Raw genomic sequence first — 19,541 nt, 5'->3', positions numbered from 1 at the left:
GAGCAAGTATTGTATGCCTTTGGAATGTTTGTACTCACTGCCTTAATAGGGATACAGTTAGGTGGAAAAGGATATCAAACTAGTGAGTTTTTAAACTTGAGAAATTTTGGTTTTGGCTTTGGTGGATTTCTGCTTTTTTATAGCCTAATGATGATTGTTGTAGTTATAGTTAAATCTCTTTATGCCAAGACAAAGTATATAAAGATTAATAAAATTACTGGAGAAGTTGAGATAATGTCTTCTTGGTTATGGGGAGCTGTTTTAGGAACTATTTTATGGGGATCCGTGATGTTCTTTTGTAGTAGAGTAGGGTCATTCGCCATTTTTATTGTTAAGATTAAAAACATTACTCTAAGTAGAATAGTCTCAATTGTATTTCTAATATTTATTTTAGGTGTGCCTATATATTTAACCGCGACTTATACCAAATGGACACAAAAGTTTATCAATCTTGGCCCAATCAAAAGAAGAATTGTCAAAGTACAGACAGCTGGAAACTACCAAAGTGATAGTGATATAGCACGTGATGATAATTTTGGAGAGAAATAAGTAACAAAGCGGCCAAAAGAACGTGGTAAGAGATTAGCCAGCCTATTTCTTCAATTTTCTTTAATAAATAACTACACTAAGTTGATTCAAGTATTACTTAACATCAAGCTAATCAAAAGACGAATAATTAAGGTACAAATGGGTCAAAAAATTAGATATTAATGCTAATAAAGCCTAACAATCGAGTATTAAATTAAAATAACACATGCTAATTACAAAAATAATAAAAAAACAATAGAAAATTTTAAAATAACTATTGTTTTTGATGGAATTATTTGATATCTTTAAAAAGAAATAAATCAAAAGGAGGTTTAAGTATGGCTGGAAAGATATCTGTCACCCCAGAACAGTTGATTGCATCATCAAACGTTTATACTAATGGTGCTCAACAACTCGCAGACGCAATTAACAAGGTTAGTGCTGAAAACCAAAATATGGCTAGTGAGTGGTCAGGTCAAGCCTTTCAAGCATATTTAGAACAATATTCACAATTAAAAACTAATGTTGATCAAATGACTGAATTATTGAATCAAATTAGTCAACAATTGAAAAAATATGCTCAAACTGTTCAAGAACGTGATGCTCAAGACAGTAATGCGTTTGGCTTAAACTAATCTGAGATAAGAGACTTGCAGTTTTATAACTGGAAGTCTCTTTTTTTGTAAAAATCTTTCTAGTAAGAATAAGAAGGGGATGTTCAACCATTGCTAAACAAATTAAAGACTAATAAAAATATTAAATTAATAACCACTATTATTTTAGGAATAATTCTAATGTCTGCTCTTGTCTTTGGAATTATGAAGAACAAGAATGTTTCTCGTAGTACTACTAGTAATAGCGAGAATAAAATGCGCTATGTCTTAGTTAATGAAGACAATGGTGCCAGATTTAACGGTAAAAATTATAATTTGGGTCGCGATTTTATTACTTTGGCCAGTCACGATTCCAAACATTCATGGACAACAGCATCACTAGATGAAGCAAAAAACGGACTTAATAATGGTGCTTATGATGTTGAAGTAATAATTCCCGAAAAATTCTCTAGGGATATCTTGTCCTTAGAAAATGCTAATCCTAAGAAAGCTGGGATCATTTACCATGTCCGCAAGGGTAAAAATGAAATAACCAATCTGTCAATTGAAAGAAACGTTGACGCTATTGTTACTTACTTCAATAATCGTGTTGTTAGAATGTATTTCTCCAGCTTGATTGGAAACTTGCGTAATGCTCAAATAAACGCACAAACAATGGCTAATAACCAGTCATCCCTCATCAAAAACCTCGATACACAAGTTCAAAATCCATTCTCTGATTTAAATAATCAGCTGGAATCTGTCTATCAAACCGCCAGCATCTTAACTGATGACTATAATGTTTCTCAAACTGATTTTGCTAACTCAATTAAGGAAATGATGTCAGCTCTTGATGCTCAGAGAAAGGCAATGGAAGCTGATCAAATAAGTAAAGATGAATCACAAAAAGCTTCGATCAATGAATTAAAAGATAAGCTACAAAAGCAATTAGATGCCTTAGAATCAAGTCAAGATAAGGTAGAAGATCTTGCTAACTTCAAGGATATGACCCAAAGTTTTACGACTTTGAAAAAGCAAACCAAAGACCTTCCAGATTTACTCAAAGAAATAGAAGAACAAAGAACTGCACTTAAGCAGTTAAAAGATGAATTAGAAAAAGTATACTCAATCAAAAGTGATGCCAGCATAGAAGACAATGCCAAAGCAATTGAGAATTATCTATCCCCAACTGTTAATAACGAACAATTATTAGTTAACTTCAATCAGACTGTTGTTAACCAAATTAGAAATTTGCCTGTTTATACAGATTTAAGTAAAGACAACGCAATGTCTGAATTATGGGGCGACAATTCTAAAAAAGAATATGAAAATTCAGTTGCTATCTTGCAAGCCTTTGCTCAAGAGCAAGGAATTAAATTTGGCGAGAGTCAAAAGAAACTAGTAACCAATTCTGACAATAAGCAATCCAGCGCTAAGGTGACGCTTAAATTTAATCCAGGTAGTAATAATGTTGTCTTTTCAGCAGGCAAGAACATTCAGATTAAAGATGTAGGAACATTAGATGTTCAAGATAGTGATTATCAAGTTACTAAGAAAGATGATAATAAGGATCACTTTACTGTTTTAGTTGAACCAAAAGATCCTAAAAAAGAACTTGAACCTCACAGTGTCGCTGCAACATTTGAGGTGACATATGATTATAGCTTAGATGGGTCAACAGACTATAGCTGGAAAGTAAACGATCAAGAGCAAGTAAGCGGCCAGTTCGTTAATAAAAAAGATCTTGACCTAAGAGATGTTAATGACAACATTAAAAACACTATCGTTGCAGCGCAAGAAGTAGCTGCTGTATATGGTAATAGCCAAGCTAATACTGTTGATAATTTTGTAGATCATCTTGATCACGGCAAATTAGTAAAACTTGATAATTCTTTAGCTAAGGCAGTTTCTCCAGGTATCAGTGCAAATAACACTCCTTTGAATAAGAGAGCTGAAGCTCTTGCTAAATATTATGAAAAAATTAATGAACAAATATCTGTCTTGAATCAGGCTGTTGGTAAAGAACCAATTAAAATGAAAAAGAAAATTGGTCATTTAGAAAAATTAGACCAAGTCCTAAATGAAGATGCCATCAGCAATTACCTCAACCAATCAAGCAAGATCTTGAAATGGTACCTTGATGCCAAAAAGGCTATCAAAGATGTTTCAATAAGTGCAGATCAAAATATCAAAGAAGTTGCATCCCAAGTTCAAGATTCTCAAGAAGCGCCATCTTCTAATAATCTTGCTGAGCAAGCTCAAGAAATTAAAAAATCGATTAATGAAGATGCTTCTAATTTAGCTGTTACAGAAAAGCCAGAATCTAAAGCTAAGACTGCAAACCCAAAAATGTCTAACCTAGCTAAGACAACTCAAGATTTGCGTAAGCATACTAATGACATTATGTCTGGCTTAAACAGTGGTGTTAAGCAAGGTAAGAAGGATGCAAATAATAATCAAAATTACGCCAATGCTTTTAACCAAGTAATGGCTAACGCTCGAAACGGCGAATCGGATAATAATCGTGTTTATAACTTCTTATCAAATCCAATTAGGACACAAGGCTTTTATAGCAAAGACCGTCAAAAATCAATCTTGCCATATTTTATGGTTTTAATCGGGACTTTAGTAGCTCTATTTGTTGGATTAGGTATTAACAAATATCTGCCAGATAGAAAGCTTAACGAAGATAATTCTCTTAAAAAGCAAACCCGAGTATTTTTCAACTTGCCAGCTCTTGTAACTACTCTTGGACTCAGTATTGTTTTAGGTTTGATCTTTGCTTTGAGTACAATGAGCCTTATTCCAGAAACTAGTAAGGGGAACTGGATCTTATACACCACTTTAGTTATTACTATTTTGACTAGTGCAGTAGCGATAGGAAGCAAGCATTTCAAGAATGTCACAATCTTTGTCGTGGCTTTGTTGTTAGGCTTTTATCTCATGTTAACGCCATTTTTAGGAATCATTACCCGGACTGCTTCATTAATTAGAGATCTCTATATTCTCTCACCACTTCAAAATATTGAAGCTGGCTATACTGTTATTTCCAATGGCAGCATGATTGGCAATTATTCGCTAGGAATACTCTTCATATTATTAATTTTGGTGATTGTTTGGGGACTGTTTTCTAAGAATGATCGATTTAGCCTAATTAAGCAGGAGCAAGAAGATGGAGAATATTAAAGCTAAGAGCATATTTGCTATTTTAATAATCTTACTGATGCCATTTTTGACTTGTTCTTCAGTATCTGCTGCAGACGGGGACTTAGATATTAATGTAGATGCCCTATATGATGATGGGCAAAATTCTCAAAATGGTCAACAAGACTATGAGGTCCCAGACCTGTTCTTAAAAGATAAGACTCGAAGCGATCAGAAAAATAAACAACAGAAAAATCAATTAATCAGAAAGGCAGAGAGATCTGTCTTTTTGAGCACAAAAAAGGAAAAACTTGGTCATGACCAAAAGCTTCTGCGCAAATACCTCTTTACTGCTAAATTTTCAGGAACAAAGAGTGTAGGAATTGACAATAACTCTTCGGGGCAAGATCAAGCTGATCTTAAAATTTTACTAATTAATATTCTATTGTTCCTAGCATTAGGGGCTGGAATTTGGTTAGGGATCAAATTCCCAAGCTTTTTCCGCAAGCTAAAAGTTAGAAGGGATGAAGGAGTAAATGACAGACAATAACTTGATAAAAATTGGATTGCATTATGAGGATCAGATATTTGATTTGCAATTTTCAAAAGAGCTTACTTTGAAAAAGCTCTATCAAATTTTGCCTGATGCTCTTCAGGTTCACAACATTATTTTACCGACTCGATTTTCGTTAAGTCTAATTAACAAGCCTTTGCAAGTCGATGAAGATATTCAATTACTTAATTATCCGATTGGAAACGGTGATCAATTATTGGTAAAGAAAGGATAGACAATGGTTGTATTAAGCGATGGAATAAACCAAATTACCTTTGAAGAAAAAAGAGGTAAGGCTAATAAAGTTAGTAACGTAATAGTTAAATTAAAGGCAAATCAATTTAAAGAAAGCATCTTAGACCAATATAGTTTATTTTTAGGTGCTAGCGAGCACTATGCTGGTGGAAAAATCGAAAAGAAAAGCGATTCTGAATTAGAAATTAACTATACGCTGCCTAAGCAAGTGGAGTCTCTAGCAAATAATTTGAAGAAGTTTTCGCAACTTGAACGACTTCAGTTAATTCAAAATGCTTTTTGGATGTTTAAAAATGACTCTCAAGTAGTTCCATTTATCAATCCGCACAACTTATATTTTGTGGGAAATCGCATTATCGTTGTGCACCGTGGTTTTGCTGAAGAGATTGCTCCTTTTAAAGAAGATAACGCCTCTATCTTAAAGCAGCTGCGTGCTTTGATCATCTATGCTTTAGAGCCTAAGCAAGATTTTGAGCAATTAGTAAATGGCGGCCGTGGTCTTAAGAATACCTTTATCCAAAATATTGAAAAAGCGAATACCTTTGATCAGATCGAGGCAATCGTCGAAAAACAAATCCAAGCTCTCGTTAGAGAAAAACGTGAAAATTTGGTTGTTGTAAGAAAAAAACGCTACTTATCACTTAAATGGCTTTCAATCGTTATGTCAGCTCTAGCTGGGATTCTTGCTGTTTTAGCAATTGTTTGGGGCGCTTTTGTTCTTCCTAAAAAGCAAAATATAATCGATGCTCAAAGTGATTATATGAGCAGCAATTATACAAAAGCAGTTGAACACCTGGAAAAGTATCAACCTCAAGACTTACCTAAGAATGCTAAGTACGTGCTAGCAAGCTCCTACATTAACTTAGATAATTTATCAAATAAACAAAAGAAGGCTGTCTTAAAGACTATTTCTCCTTTATCAGCCAATAACACTTTGGAATATTGGATCCAAATCGGTCGTGGAAATTATCAAAGTGCCTTGAGTATTGCCAAAAACATTGGTGACGACCAATACATTTTGCATGCTTATACTAAGCTTTACTCTCAAACTAAGAACAACATGCAAATGAATGGTGCTCAAAAACAAGAAAAATTGAAAAACTACCGTGAATCAATTAATTTCTACCTTAAAAAGCTAGGAGGCAAGTCAAATGAATTTAAGGGAGATTAATCAATTATTTGCCGATCCTCAAGCTAAGTTCGATGATGAAATTAAAGAAAATCCTGAAGTTAAATATGATGTCTTTAAATATGGGGAAAGTTTTGAACATTTCACTTCAATTCAAAGACCGGATGATAAAGATTTGGTGGTAGTAGAACATGATAAGCTTAAGATCTACTTAACTAATGAACCTTATCATGATCTTGTTTTAGCAAACAGCCAAGCCGATATTGTAATTAATGAAACAACAGCTTTAGTTAAGTTCATTAAAAAATCAGACGGCTATGAAATTAAGGGCTATGCAAATAAAGCCCAACTTTACTGGAATGGTCAAAAGCAAGATAGAATCAAGACTGACTTTAAGATTGGCGATACTTTAGTTATTGACGGTGCATTAATTCAAAGACGACCAAAGCAATGGAAAATTATCCCAATCAATACTAACTGTCAGTTAAATATTGATGAGCTATTACCTCAAAAGATGCTCAATGAATATCCAGTTAAGTTCCCTGAATTTAGAAGAAGTCCGAGACTTTATCTGCGCCTACCTAAAGATAAGATTAGACTTCAGCCAATGCCCAAGCCTAAACAAGAAAAGCATTCAGCTGTCTGGGGGATGCTGCTGCCACCATTAGGGATGGTTATTGCCAGCATTTTTATGACCTTTATGTCCCATGGTAATCCCGCAATGATTTTGGGCATGGGCAGTATGTCAATTATGACTGCTGGATATTCTGTTGCTAGTTATTTTGTTAATAAGAAAAAAGACAAGCAAGATAATGCTCATCAAGAAGAAGTTTATAAAAATTATCTGGTTCGCTTTGCTGGCCGTTTAGATGAGTTAAATGCCAGACAAAAGAGTGTTTTAGAATATAATTTTCCAAATATGGAAAAATTATCACAAATGCTCGTTGACTATAACCCGCGCATTTATGAACGCTTGCCTAAAAATGAAGACTTTTTGGAAGTTAGCCTAGGTCATGGCACGCTTTCTTCTTCATATAGCATTGAATACGATGATAACGATGCTAAGGAACTCAATGATGTTGAAAAGTTTGTTAGAAAAGACATCATCAATCGCTATAGCTTAGTTCGTCAAGCCCCAATTACGACTAGCTTGAAAGAAAGCACAGTTGGGTTAGTTGGTAACTTAAGTGCCAGAAATGAAGCCTTGCAAACATCATTATTTCAAATTGCTAGTTTTCATTCTTATCGGGATGTGCAGTTTATTTTGATTAGCTCACAAGATGATTATGAAAAGATCTGGCGTGAGTGGAGATGGCTACCACATTTCCAAATCCAAAGTTTGAACTTGCGTGGTATGGTCTATAATGCTCAAACTCGCGATATGATCTTGAATTCATTTTATCAATTGTTAGTTAAAAGAAGACAAGAGCTTAAAGATAATAGTAATCAAGATATCGTCTTTGGCCCGCATTTTGTTTTGGTTATTACTGATGAAAGTCTAATTACTGGAAGCAACTTGAACGAATTCTTAGCTGAAGATATGTCTCAATATGGTGTGACTGTAATTTGGTCAAAAGATACGCAAAGTATGTTACCTGAAACAGTTGATACTCTTGTCAGTTATAACAATACACAGGCTGCTAGATTAATAAATGATAAAAATGTCTACCGCAATCAAGAGTTTGTGCCAAATCATCGCCCTCAAGAAAACACTATTGAGAATGCAATCAAGCACTTGGCTAACTTAAACTTGGTAGAAGTTGAAAAGAACTCCATTCCTGAGAGTATTTCATTTTTAGAGATGTACGGCGTTAAAAATATCAATGAATTGAATATCTTAGACAGATGGAATAGCGCAGATACTTCAAAGACATTGGCAGTCCCATTGGGCTTACGTGGCAAAAATGATGTCGTTTATCTTAACTTACATGAAAAAGCCCATGGACCACACGGCTTGATTGCAGGTACTACAGGTTCAGGAAAATCTGAGCTCGTACAAAGTTATATTTTATCTTTAGCAGTCAACTTTAGTCCTGAAGATGTTGGCTTTTTGCCTATTGATTATAAGGGTGGAGGAATGGCAAATCTCTTTAGTAAATTGCCACATATGTTAGGGTCAATCACTAACTTAGGCGGAGCGGGAACGCAAAGAGCTTTAAAGAGTATCCACGCGGAATTGACCAAGCGTCAGCGCTGGTTTAATCAATATCATGTCAATAATATTAATGCTTATACCAAGCTCTATAAACAAGGAAAAAAGATCAACGATCCTGACGAAAAGAAAAAGTATCCTCAAAAGCCACTTCCGCATTTGTTCTTAATTTCAGATGAGTTTGCGGAATTAAAGGCCAATGAGCCAGAATTCATGGATGAATTAGTTTCAACTGCCAGAATCGGACGTTCCTTGGGAGTGCACCTGATTTTAGCTACTCAAAAGCCAAGTGGCGTGGTTAATGATCAGATCTGGTCTAACTCCAAGTTTAAGATCGCTCTTAAAGTGTCAGAACCAAGTGATTCTAAAGAAATCTTACATACTCCAGATGCTGCCACGATTACTCAACCTGGTCGAGCATACTTGCAAGTAGGAAATAATGAAATATATGAATTGTTCCAATCAGCATGGAGTGGGGCAAGCTATGATCCTAATGGTGATAAAAATAAGAATACTGCTGATGAACGTATCTGGATTATTAACCATTTAGGTCAAGCAGAGTTATTAACTGGTGATTTGTCTGCAAACGATCAGGACTTTAACCAAAATAACGAAACAACTGAATTAGAAGCTATTATCAGTGAAATTGTAGAAGAATCTAAGCAAATAAACCTTGTTTTACCAGATAAGCCATGGTTGCCAGAATTAGCTAGCGAAGTGGTTATCCCTGAAATTGACTGGCGCAAGCAATGGAAAGCTAAGCGTCAGCTCAAGGTCCCATTTGGCTTGATTGATATTCCAGAACAACAAAAACAAGCCGAATTAGAATTTGACTTAGTTAAATTTAACCCAGCCGTAATTATTGGTAGTTCCGGATATGGTAAATCAACTGCTCTGCAAGAAATTGTAATGAGCTTAGCGAGTTATAACTCTCCACAGCAGGTTCAATTTAATCTGCTTGATTTCGGAAATAATGGTTTGTTGCCATTAGCTAAATTGCCACACGTTGCGGATATCGTCAGCCCTGATGAACAAGAAAAATTCGCTAAGATGCTTAAGTTAATGGAAGAAAACCTTGATAGCCGTAAGGCACTCTTCCAAGAATATGGCGTAGCAAACTTTGAACAATATGAAAAACTAACTGGCAATACTTTGCCAATTATCGTTAATGTGCTTGATGCGTATGATTCTGTCTCGGAAATGGATAGTCGAGATGCAATTGATTCAATTATCAATAGGATCTTACGAGAAGGTTCGGCTCTTGGAATATTCATGATAATGACGTCGAATCGCTCTGGCGTATATCGAATGAGTATGCAGTCAAACATCAACAAGAAGCTCATTCTCTACCTAGTTGATGAAGACGACCTCAGAACTGTATTAGGAAGGAACCGATTAGTTCAAAGTCCAATCCCAGGACGTGGACAGGCAGAATTCGATGATAATGTAGAATCCTTCCAAGTCTACCAACCTGCACCAGGTAATTCATCTCTAGAACTTATTGAAAACCTCAATAAAGTTGCCAAAGAAATGGATAGTGCATGGAGCGGTGAAAGACCAGCCAAGATTGCTATGCTTCCACTAAGTTTTGGTATTGATTATTACGAAAAACGTAAGGATATTGAAGCAGTTCTAAGTCAAGGATACTTGCCTTTAGGATTCGATATTGAAGATACGACAGCAGTAAACTTTGTGCCGAATAAACATCACTTCTTCATGTTGCAATATAACACCGATGAACAAAGAAATATGTTAGAGACGAATGTGATTTTCCAATTTATCAAAACTAGCCGCAAGACTTACTTGTTTGACGTTGAAGATGGTTATTATGAAGATCGCTATAAGATGTTCGATAAGGTCTTTACCGGTGAATCCGAAGATATGCTTAAAGCAACCAAATTGTTAGCTAAATACTTAGAATTAGCAAGCAATAAGCAATTAGGTGAAGAAGCATTTGTATTTATTCCAAGCATCAAGGCCTTCATGGAAAAGAGTGGCATTACAATTAATAACTTAACGCTTGCTCTCAAACAAGCTTGGAAGGCAGGGCTCTATATTATCTTTATGGATTCTGCTACTTATCTTGAAAATTCTTTCGACTTGAATTTACAAGAGATTAAAAAGATTATTACTGCCGGACTTGTGACGGCAAGAGTATATGACACTAATTATATTAGTGTGACAGGAAGTTCTTTTGAAAAGCAGTTAGCTCAAAATGAAGCCTACTTCTTTGATTCAAAAGGTACACACGCAATAAAGATCCGTTTAGCCGGAGATAAATAAAAGATAGGAGAAAATAAAAATGGAAAGAGTAGATTTTTTACCACTTGGTAGTGTTGTTGTTTTAAAGGGAATGGTTAAAAAATTAGTTATCGTTCAAAGAGCGGTTACTGTGGGGGATGACGAAGATCCTGAAGCTGCACCAAAATACTACGACTACGGTGGCGCTTTGCATCCTGAAGGTCTAGTAGATGGTAAGTTAGCTTACTTTAACAGGGATGATATTTATCGAATCGTCTTTGAAGGCTACAGCGATAAAGACGATGAATTGATGATCGATGAAATTAATGAAGTGATTTCTAAGCTGGATGATGCACAACAAGGTCACTCTGACTTATCAATTGTTCAAGATGAAGAAGCTGATGAAAAAGAAGATAAGCGACCAAATGATAGCTTGTTTGATGGTTTATCTGAAAAGTTTGATGATGAGGATTAAGAAATGGATTTAGCAAAAGCAGCAGACGCAGCAAAAGCGTTAGAAAAACGTGCTCAGGAAGTTGCAGAACATAATGCAGAAGTGGATCGAATAAATGCGGAGCTTGATGAAAAGATTCACCGTCTAGAGCGAGCTAAGAGTAAGTTAATGACTTTAAGAGACAATGTTTCAAGTCACTCGTTAAATGATATTAAAAAAGCGGGCGAAAGAAAATGGAGTGGAAAAGTTGATCGTAAACATGAAAAGAAAGTTGATCATATTATAAAATCTCAACATAAAATTGAGACTTGCATGGACGATATTTGTCTAGAATATTATGAAAAGATTAATTCATTGCAATCTCAGAAAGGGTCATATTGGATTGTATAGGAGAATAAACATTTATGGGAAAAATTGGAGTAAATAAGGCGGTTGCGTCTGCTAATATCAAGAAAATCACCAATTCTGGTCAAAAATTATCAACATTGCAAGATGGTCTTCGTCAGCCAGCTTCCACAATTAATACACCTACTCCTAAGGCACTTCGAAGAAAATATACTCAATTAACAGAATTGCTCACATCTTTTGGAGGATTAGTTATTAATGATGCTGAAAGAATTAGTGCTGTAACTCGTCATATGGAAGAATACGATTCAAAGATGGGAAGAAGATGAGTATATGGATACAAGAATGGAAATGCATGAGCTGGTTGCCTTTAATGCAGCTGTGTCGCAAGGACTTGATCGTCGTGTAGATAGAATTAATCAAGCAAGTAAGGATTTAAAAAAGTTTACTGGCAGACATAGCGGAATCGATGGTAAAGCTGCTCAGGCGATTAGTGCTTATATTAGTGATGTTCACTTAGGCGGAATAATGACAATGATTAATGAGATCATTGAACGATTTAATCAATTAAACACGATGTATATTGGACATTATCCACATGTCGATGAAGGAAGTAATGACTTCTTCTTGCTATCTAAAGATTACGAAGAAATAAATAGCAACGCTAAGAAAATGCGGACTAAGTTTTCTGATGATGAAGAAAAGCTCATTGCAATCACGAATGAAGTTGACGATATAGTATCAAGTTTTTCAACTAATGATGCGATGACGGAGTTTGATAAGATCGAAGAGAATTTCGCAGATATAAATAAAAATATTCATCGTCAAAGTCGTGATTGGTCTTCTTATGAAAGTCAATGTGCACGTAGGTATGCCGAACTTGATGCAGCTATCAATGTAGTTAAGAGACTAATTGACCAATACTCTCACAAGAGTGTAGCGGATCTAGGAAGATATCAAGAAGGTCTATTTGCAAAAGATTTAAGTAAAAAGGATATGCGCATTTTTGATAAGCTATCTAGAAATATCCATCATGATAAGACCTTAACAAAGACAGCGCAGAAGAATTTGAAGGCGCTGCAGCGTAAGTATGAACAGATTGAAATTGAACGTAATAAACGTGATGGCTGGAATTCTTTAATTGTAGAGAGTTTATTTGCAGTAGCTGGAGTTACGATAGGGGTCTGTACTGGAAGCTTGGCAGTACCTTTACTTTTAATGGGGAGCTCAATTTTTCCGGTATTAGAGTTATATGAAAATTTCAATAAAGCACAAACTGGTAAATCAGAGGGAGATAATTTAGGTAAAGCTTTTTTAACTGATGGTCTAGCTTTAGATAAAAATACAGCTGATAGTGTTTATAATTTAGTAGATTTTGGCTCTGAAATAGTTGGCTCCGAAGGTGCTTTTGAAGCTTTAAAGGATGGAGGATATGTTGTAAGTAAAGGATTAAAAGCAAAACCTTTGTTTAGTTCTCTAAAAAATCTTGGAGCTAAAGTTGTATCTGTCAAAAATGTTAAGAACGCAGTTCGAAATGTAACAGACATAAAATATGTTAGAGCAACTTCAAAGAATTTATTTAAAGAAGCTAAAGCAGCGATCTCAAAGGATTTTATAGATATTGGCAATAGCACAAAGATCGGAGAAGAAAATAATATTCTTAGAGAAGAAATTCTTCCTCATTTCAATGAATATATGAAAACCTCTGATATAGTAAAGGGCGTTCTGAAAATATATGGAACGGAAGCTATCGTACAAGCAGAAAAATCTGTGGTAAAAGAATATCTGCTTTCACCTATAGTTGAAGCGACTACAGATAAGATTGCTGGAGAAGATGATAGGAGTTTTGGCCATAAATTTGTTAATAAAATTATAGATGATGCATTTGGTAAACTTTATAAAAGTATACAAAAAGTAGTCCACAATGCTACTGATGATAATTTTAAGGATCGATCAAAGCTTAATTCTGTTTTATTAAAAAATATTCAACGAATAGAGGTTTCAGATAAAAGCTTGCAAAGCCAGTTGAATAATATGGGTGGTATAGTAAGTGATATCTGGAAGATGTACAAATAATGAAAAAAATAATGCATTATGCTCCCAATTTCTTAATATTGCTAATTATTTATTTTATCTTGTTAACCCAATAATTAGATACTGGTCTGAAAAGATATGGATTATTAAACCACGTAAAAAAATGAGGGAAGATGGATGTGGAGTTTAAATTATTTATTATTAGGTAACCTTAAGGTATTGATTGCTGAAATAATTCTTTTCGTAATTATTTCAGCACTCGCTGTATTGAGATACATCTTAGGTAGGCCTATTGTGATTGAACAAGTTTTTTATACACTATGTATTTTCGTCATAACTTTTCTAATTGGGCACCAGCTTCTAGAATTTGTATATGTGCATTATAGTTATCGTGGTTCAATGTTTGCTACGAAGATGGGATCACTTTATCATGGCCTGGGCTTTGGTGGGGGCATATTACTTTACTGCTTACTGATGATCTTTGCTTTTATCATGAAGTGTATGAGAACGAAAGTTAATAATATTCAAATTGAAAAAGATAACACTATTAAGATCATGCCATCATCGATTTGGAAGATAGTGGGGATCAGCTTGAATTTAGGGATACTAATCCTTTGGCTCTTATGTGTTCTTCCATTTTTAATAGGTAATGTTAAAAATGGAGGGGCGCTGTTAGGCTGGTTTGTTCTGATACTTGTAACTCCACTTCTTATTTCAATTATGTGTAGGAGATTAGTTCAAGGAGTAATAAACATAAACGTAATTAAGTCTCAGATCATCCAAGCGCAAACTAAGATAGTTGATGCCAAGTTAGAAGTTGAATAGAGAACTAGCCAATCAATTTTTTATTAAAGCTGCAAAATCAAGGCTTATCGAGGTCAGGATTTTGCAGCTTTTTTATTTTTGCCCTTGACAATAGTCCATATGGATACTAACATTGTAAAAGATTGGTCTGTGTAGGGACTATTTTTGAGGTAAAAAATGATAAATAGTGAGATAGAAAAATTAAACTTGGCAATTGTCCGTGGTGGTAAGGCTTACGAAGAATGGGATCGCCATCACAAGATTGCTAGTTATTTGACAATAATACTGTATGAATTATTGCAGACAGATAAGTTAACCCAAAAGCAAATTGTAAATCGTAGTAATTACCCCAAGCAGTCGATAAATAAGGGAATTCATAAGCTTCAGCAAGATGGCTATTTGAGCTTAACAATTGATCCTAATGATAATCGGCTCAAGTATTGCCAATTAACTCCGTCTGGCAGAAGATATGCTCAAAAAAAGCTAGCTTCATTAATTAAAGCTGAAAATCAAGTCGCAAATAAACTTGGTCCTGAAAAAATGAAGCAATTAGTTGAGCTGAATGAAGAATGGAGTAAGACCTTTTGGGAAGTGTTGGAAAAAGAAAAGAGGGAAAGCAATCAATGAAAATTTTAGGACCTCATTTTAAAAACTACCGCAAAGAGATTATTGGTGCAATCATTGCTATTGTTGTCTCTGCATTTGCGACTTTATGGCAGCCGCGTGTTTTAGAAGATATACAAAAGGCAATTTTAGCTGACCGCCAGCAAGAAGTGATTAAAGATGGGATCTGGTTGGTTGTCTTAGGTATCTTGGCAATTATTGCCGGTATCTTCAATGTTTATTATTCTGCTAAGATTGCTCAGGGAGTAACTTCTGACTTACGTGAACAGACTTATGCTAAGATTCAGAGTTTTTCTTTGGGTAATATCGAGAAGTTTTCTTCAGGTTCATTAGTTGTGCGTTTAATTAATGATATGAACCAGATCATGAACATGATTATGACGCTATTTATGCAGCTATTGAGAATCCCGATTATCTTAGTTGGTTCATTTGTTTTAGCAATTGTGACAATTCCCCGTTATTGGTGGGCTTCAGTAGTAATGGTTGCTGGAATGTTAGCAGTTGGTTATTTTGTAGTGCGCCATATGAATGCTTTATTTTCAAAGTTTCAAGTATACATGGACCGTATTTCTACTCAAGTCAAAGAGAACTTACAAGGCGTGCGTGTTGTAAAGTCATTTAACCAAGAAGATAACGAAATTAAGAAGTTCAACAAGACTTCCGATGGCTTGAATGATCTGAATATTAAGATTGGTTACTGGATTTCGGCAATTATGCCAGCTTTTATGCTGATTGCCTATATGATTATTTCTTTGGTGATCTTCTTAATCGGAACTACAATTACTGCACATCCAACTGATGTAACTGTTATTTCACCATATGTTTCTTATATTTTGACACTTTTATTTACTATCTTAATTGGTGGAATGGTGATGATGAGCTTTTCACGTGGGAATGTTTCATTAAACAGAATTGGCGAAGTTTTAGATACTGAACCTGATGTGAAGTTTATTGAAACTGACGATGCTACTCCTCAAAAAGGTAGTATCGAATTTGATAACGTGACTTTTACTTATCCTGATGGCAATAAGCCGACTTTGAAGGACATTTCCTTTAAGATTGCTCCCGGTCAAATGGTCGGAGTTGTCGGAGCAACTGGATCGGGGAAGACTACTCTTGCTCAGTTAATTCCGCGCTTATATGACCCTGATTCTGGAGAAGTCAAAATTGGAGGCAAAGATCTCAAAAAGATTGGTGAAAAATCGCTGCGTAATACTGTATCGATGGTTTTACAAAAGGCGATCTTGTTTTCCGGAACAATTGCTTCTAACTTGCGCCAAGGTAAGAATGACGCTACTAATTATGAATTAAAACGTGCTTCTGAAATTGCGCAAGCACAAGAATTCGTTGGTAAATATCCTGATGAATTCGACCACGAAGTTGAAGAACGTTCAGCTAACTTTTCTGGTGGTCAAAAGCAGCGTCTGTCAATTGCCCGTGGGGTAATTAGCAACCCGCCGATTTTAATCTTAGATGATTCAACATCAGCTCTTGATGCAAAATCTGAAAAGTTGGTTCAACATGCTTTAGAACACGACTTAAAAGATACAACTACAGTCATTATCGCAGAAAAGATTGTTTCTGTGCGAAATGCGGATAATATCTTGGTCTTAGATGACGGAAAATTGGTAGCGCAGGGAACTCATGAAGAGTTATTGAAGACGTCGCCAATTTATCAAGATATTTATCGCACGCAAAAAGCTAAAGAAAAACGAGGTGAGATAGATGAGTGAGACTAAATTAGCATTGAACTATTTTGCCAAATACTTCAAAAAATATTGGAAGGGCATTTTAGTTGTTATCGTTTTATCTTTGATTTCAACGCTTTCGCAAGTCATTGGACCCCTATTTTTAGGAAACGCCGTGCGTGATCTAACAAACGCTGTTACTAAAATTGGTCAAGGTAAGTTAGATCTGCACTATTTTTACACAGCTTTAGGGTATATGGCAGCTTCATATGCGCTAGGAATTATTGCAATGTTCATTGCCTGGATGGTGATGTCCAAATTTAACGCTGATGCAACTAACGACATGCGTGAGAGTCTTTTTTCAAAATTTCAGCGGATGCTAATTCGTTATTTTGATACCCACCAAGACGGAAAGTTGCTATCACTTTTTAATTCAGACTTAGATAACATCTTCAACGCGATGAACAATGCGATGTTTGAGGTGATTTCTCAAAGTGCCTTGTTCATTGGCTCAATCATTGTAATGTTTATGGTTAATGCGAAGATGGCGCTGTTTACTGTAGCGACAACTCCATTTATCTTAATCATTAGTATCGTCATCATGAAAAAGGCTCGGATTTATCTTGATAGTCAACAAGATAAGATTGGCGATTTAAATGGTTATGTCAACGAACAAATCAATGGTCAAAAAGTAATCATCACTAACGGCCTTCAAAAAGAATCCGTCCAAAACTTCAAACACTACAACAATGATGTCCGTAGTGCGATGTTTAAGGGACAGTTTTATTCAGGGATGTTATTTCCACTACTTCAAGGCTTGTCGCTGCTTAACTTAGCAATCGTTATTGCAGGTGGAGCTTGGCTAATTGTCTCAGGTCAAGTTAGCCGCGCTGTCGGGTTAGGTTTGATTGTGGCTTTTGTAGAATATTCACAGACATATTTCCAGCCTTTAACTCAGCTAACTTCGATTTATTCAATGATTCAATTGGCCTTAACCGGCGGTAAGAGATTAGCTAATGTCGAAAGACAAGACGAAGAAGATACAGTTCCTAATGGCAAGGTCTTAAAGGGGATTAAAGATGGCGTCAAATTAGAAAATGTCCACTTTTCTTATGTTCCCGGCAAAGAAATCTTGCATGGCGTAAGTATTGACGTTGATAAAGGAAAATCCGTTGCAGTCGTTGGACCAACTGGATCTGGAAAAACCACCATCATGAACTTAGTAAATCGCTTCTATGATGTAAATAAGGGTAAGATCACCTTCGATGGCATTGATATTCGCGACATTACTTTAGAATCGTTAAGAAATAATGTCGGCATTGTTTTACAAGACTCTGTTTTATTTACAGGCAGTATAGAAGACAATATTAAATATGGAAAACCTGATGCAAGTCGCGCTGAAGTAGTTGCTGCAGCTAAAGAAGCAAATATCCACGACTTCATTGAAGATTTGCCAGATGGATATGACACGCAAGTTTCTGAAGAAAATTCAGTCTTTTCAACTGGTCAAAAGCAATTAATCTCGATTGCAAGAACGATCTTAACTAATCCAGAATTCTTGATTCTTGATGAAGCAACTTCGAACGTTGATACTGTGACTGAAGCCAAAATCCAAAAAGCAATGGATGCCGTCATTGCAGGTAGAACGAGCTTTGTAATTGCACACCGTTTGAAGACAATCCTAAATTCAGATAAAATAGTAGTACTGAAAGATGGTAATGTCATTGAAGAAGGAAGCCACGATGAGCTTTTGAAGAAGCATGGTTTTTATTACAGCTTGTATACTAACCAGATGGCATTTGAATAAAAATAAAATAGAGGGGATTTCCCTCTATTTTGTTTCTTAGGAAGGAAAAGGTTTGGTGAAGAAAAAAAGATTCTTTTCTTTATTACTAATACTTCTGACGGTTTTGTCGCTGACAGCTTGTCAAAAAAAGCAGCGCAATGTTTATCAAGAAGCTAAAAAATCAAACTCCATTATGTGGGGTGTCAAAGCCGATACGCGTCTATTTGGTTTAATGAGTATCAAAACTGGTAAGATTGAAGGCTTCGAGGTCGATTTAGCTACAGCTTTAACTAAAAAAATCTTAGGCAAAAATGCTAAAGCCGAATTTACGCAAACTACCGCCAAGACTAAGATTCCGCTTTTAAAAAACGGAAATATTGATGCAGTCTTAGCTGCGATGACGATTACGAAGGCGCGTAAAAAACAAGTTGATTTTAGTAAACCCTACTTTAATGCAGGGCAGTCTTTATTAGTTGCTGATAATTCAAAGATCACAAATATCAAAGATTTGAATGGTAAAACTGCTTTAGCCGTCAAAGGAACAACAGCCGTTGACAATGTAAAAAAATTCGCTCCTGACGCCAAGGTTTTGGAATTTGACGATTACGGTCAAGCCTTTACCGCCCTAAAAGCAGGCCAAGGACAAGCAATGACAACCGATAATGGCTTACTTGCAGGAATTGCTACCGAAAATAAAGGCTTTAAATTAGTTGGTGGCACCTACACAAGCGAACCTTACGGAATTGCGGTAAATAAAGGACAGGGTGAATTTTTAAAGAAGATCAATCAAGCTCTAGATGAATTAAAAGCAGATGGAACTTATCACAAAATAATGAAAAAATGGTTCAGCGATATACCCGGTTTTGACATCAAAGAAGCTGAACTTGAGTAATCAAGACTTGCCTTTTTTTGAAAAATATTATTTAATGTAATCATTATTTGATTAGAAAAACTATAAAAGAGAAAAGTAGATTAGCTATTCTTACAGTGAGTTAACGGTAGTGAAAAGTTAGCAGCCCCTAGCTAAGTTGAAAGACACTCTTTTAAAAAGTTGCTTATTGAAAAGATATGCCGCAAGCGCCGCGTTACAGCGTAGATAAAGTTGGTCTTAGATAGACAATTTAGGTGGTACCGCGGAAAAAAGCCTTTCGTCCTGATTACATTAGGAACGAGAGGCTTTTTCTTTGTTTTTGAAGATTAATAGTTAAAGA

16 protein-coding genes are annotated in these 19,541 nt (G+C 35.5%); all 16 read left to right on the top strand.

Translation table 11 applies throughout. The annotated features are described in order from the left end of the window. A partial coding sequence (locus tag Q0Y70_RS06410; RefSeq protein ID WP_297818492.1) for a hypothetical protein occupies positions 1 to 549 on the top strand: 549 nt, incomplete at its 5' end. Positions 550 to 866: 317 nt separating this feature from the next. Beyond that, complete coding sequence (locus Q0Y70_RS06405; RefSeq protein WP_297818489.1) at positions 867 to 1,163, top strand: WXG100 family type VII secretion target; 297 nt, start codon at positions 867 to 869, stop codon at positions 1,161 to 1,163. Between the two features lie 90 nt (positions 1,164 to 1,253). Continuing rightward, entirely contained in the window at positions 1,254 to 4,307 is a 3,054-nt protein-coding gene (gene esaA, locus Q0Y70_RS06400; RefSeq protein WP_297818487.1) for a type VII secretion protein EsaA, read from the top strand. Continuing rightward, positions 4,294 to 4,815 carry a type VII secretion protein EssA gene (gene essA, locus Q0Y70_RS06395; protein WP_297818483.1) on the top strand — a complete coding sequence of 174 codons (522 nt, stop codon included), beginning with the start codon at positions 4,294 to 4,296 and terminating at the stop codon, positions 4,813 to 4,815. Before esaA ends, essA begins: the two co-directional genes overlap by 14 nt. Further along, positions 4,802 to 5,053, top strand: coding sequence for a type VII secretion protein, YukD family (locus Q0Y70_RS06390; protein ID WP_297818480.1), 252 nt, complete (start codon positions 4,802 to 4,804; stop codon positions 5,051 to 5,053). The genes essA and Q0Y70_RS06390 overlap by 14 nt, the downstream gene beginning before the upstream one ends. Positions 5,054 to 5,056: 3 nt before the next feature. Next, entirely contained in the window at positions 5,057 to 6,244 is a 1,188-nt protein-coding gene (gene essB / locus Q0Y70_RS06385) for a type VII secretion protein EssB (protein WP_297818477.1), read from the top strand. Then, a complete protein-coding gene (gene essC, locus Q0Y70_RS06380) occupies positions 6,225 to 10,637 on the top strand; it encodes a type VII secretion protein EssC (RefSeq protein ID WP_297818474.1) in 4,413 nt (1,470 codons plus the stop codon). The genes essB and essC overlap by 20 nt, the downstream gene beginning before the upstream one ends. Positions 10,638 to 10,656: 19 nt before the next feature. Beyond that, the gene (locus Q0Y70_RS06375; RefSeq protein WP_297818472.1) at positions 10,657 to 11,070 is read left to right on the top strand and encodes a DUF4176 domain-containing protein; all 414 of its coding nucleotides are present in this window, start codon (positions 10,657 to 10,659) and stop codon (positions 11,068 to 11,070) included. A gap of 3 nt (positions 11,071 to 11,073) precedes the next feature. Next, on the top strand, positions 11,074 to 11,439 hold the full coding sequence (locus Q0Y70_RS06370; protein ID WP_297818468.1) for a hypothetical protein: 366 nt from the start codon (positions 11,074 to 11,076) through the stop codon (positions 11,437 to 11,439). Between the two features lie 14 nt (positions 11,440 to 11,453). Beyond that, the gene (locus Q0Y70_RS06365) at positions 11,454 to 11,723 is read left to right on the top strand and encodes a TIGR04197 family type VII secretion effector (protein ID WP_297818465.1); all 270 of its coding nucleotides are present in this window, start codon (positions 11,454 to 11,456) and stop codon (positions 11,721 to 11,723) included. 4 nt (positions 11,724 to 11,727) lie between these two features. After that, on the top strand, positions 11,728 to 13,470 hold the full coding sequence (locus Q0Y70_RS06360; RefSeq protein ID WP_297818462.1) for a T7SS effector LXG polymorphic toxin: 1,743 nt from the start codon (positions 11,728 to 11,730) through the stop codon (positions 13,468 to 13,470). Between the two features lie 135 nt (positions 13,471 to 13,605). Beyond that, the gene (locus Q0Y70_RS06355; protein ID WP_297818459.1) at positions 13,606 to 14,253 is read left to right on the top strand and encodes a hypothetical protein; all 648 of its coding nucleotides are present in this window, start codon (positions 13,606 to 13,608) and stop codon (positions 14,251 to 14,253) included. A 156-nt stretch (positions 14,254 to 14,409) separates the two neighbouring features. Beyond that, positions 14,410 to 14,859: a MarR family winged helix-turn-helix transcriptional regulator gene (locus Q0Y70_RS06350; RefSeq protein WP_297818456.1), complete on the top strand. Its 450-nt coding sequence runs from the start codon at positions 14,410 to 14,412 to the stop codon at positions 14,857 to 14,859. Next, positions 14,856 to 16,589: an ABC transporter ATP-binding protein gene (locus Q0Y70_RS06345; protein ID WP_297818453.1), complete on the top strand. Its 1,734-nt coding sequence runs from the start codon at positions 14,856 to 14,858 to the stop codon at positions 16,587 to 16,589. The genes Q0Y70_RS06350 and Q0Y70_RS06345 overlap by 4 nt, the downstream gene beginning before the upstream one ends. Continuing rightward, positions 16,582 to 18,351 carry an ABC transporter ATP-binding protein gene (locus tag Q0Y70_RS06340; protein ID WP_297818450.1) on the top strand — a complete coding sequence of 590 codons (1,770 nt, stop codon included), beginning with the start codon at positions 16,582 to 16,584 and terminating at the stop codon, positions 18,349 to 18,351. The genes Q0Y70_RS06345 and Q0Y70_RS06340 overlap by 8 nt, the downstream gene beginning before the upstream one ends. A 52-nt stretch (positions 18,352 to 18,403) precedes the next feature. Next, complete coding sequence (locus Q0Y70_RS06335) at positions 18,404 to 19,222, top strand: glutamate ABC transporter substrate-binding protein (protein WP_297818447.1); 819 nt, start codon at positions 18,404 to 18,406, stop codon at positions 19,220 to 19,222. The last annotated feature ends 319 nt before the right edge of the window (positions 19,223 to 19,541 follow it).

The sequence above is a fragment of the uncultured Lactobacillus sp. genome (genome assembly GCF_947367085.1).
GTDB lineage: Bacteria > Bacillota > Bacilli > Lactobacillales > Lactobacillaceae > Lactobacillus.
This window is presented reverse-complemented; position numbering and strand designations above follow the sequence as displayed.

Excerpts from the sequence above, each read along its gene's own strand:
- Q0Y70_RS06365 (WP_297818465.1), top strand. The coding sequence starts at position 11,454 with ATGGGAAAAATTGGAGTAAATAAGGCGGTTGCGTCTGCTAATATCAAG.
- essA (WP_297818483.1), top strand. The coding sequence starts at position 4,294 with ATGGAGAATATTAAAGCTAAGAGCATATTTGCTATTTTAATAATCTTA.
- essC (WP_297818474.1), top strand. The coding sequence starts at position 6,225 with ATGAATTTAAGGGAGATTAATCAATTATTTGCCGATCCTCAAGCTAAG.
- Q0Y70_RS06345 (WP_297818453.1), top strand. The coding sequence starts at position 14,856 with ATGAAAATTTTAGGACCTCATTTTAAAAACTACCGCAAAGAGATTATT.
- Q0Y70_RS06340 (WP_297818450.1), top strand. The coding sequence starts at position 16,582 with ATGAGTGAGACTAAATTAGCATTGAACTATTTTGCCAAATACTTCAAA.
- Q0Y70_RS06390 (WP_297818480.1), top strand. The coding sequence starts at position 4,802 with ATGACAGACAATAACTTGATAAAAATTGGATTGCATTATGAGGATCAG.
- Q0Y70_RS06355 (WP_297818459.1), top strand. The coding sequence starts at position 13,606 with ATGTGGAGTTTAAATTATTTATTATTAGGTAACCTTAAGGTATTGATT.
- Q0Y70_RS06405 (WP_297818489.1), top strand. The coding sequence starts at position 867 with ATGGCTGGAAAGATATCTGTCACCCCAGAACAGTTGATTGCATCATCA.
- essB (WP_297818477.1), top strand. The coding sequence starts at position 5,057 with ATGGTTGTATTAAGCGATGGAATAAACCAAATTACCTTTGAAGAAAAA.
- Q0Y70_RS06370 (WP_297818468.1), top strand. The coding sequence starts at position 11,074 with ATGGATTTAGCAAAAGCAGCAGACGCAGCAAAAGCGTTAGAAAAACGT.
- Q0Y70_RS06375 (WP_297818472.1), top strand. The coding sequence starts at position 10,657 with ATGGAAAGAGTAGATTTTTTACCACTTGGTAGTGTTGTTGTTTTAAAG.
- Q0Y70_RS06360 (WP_297818462.1), top strand. The coding sequence starts at position 11,728 with ATGGATACAAGAATGGAAATGCATGAGCTGGTTGCCTTTAATGCAGCT.
- Q0Y70_RS06350 (WP_297818456.1), top strand. The coding sequence starts at position 14,410 with ATGATAAATAGTGAGATAGAAAAATTAAACTTGGCAATTGTCCGTGGT.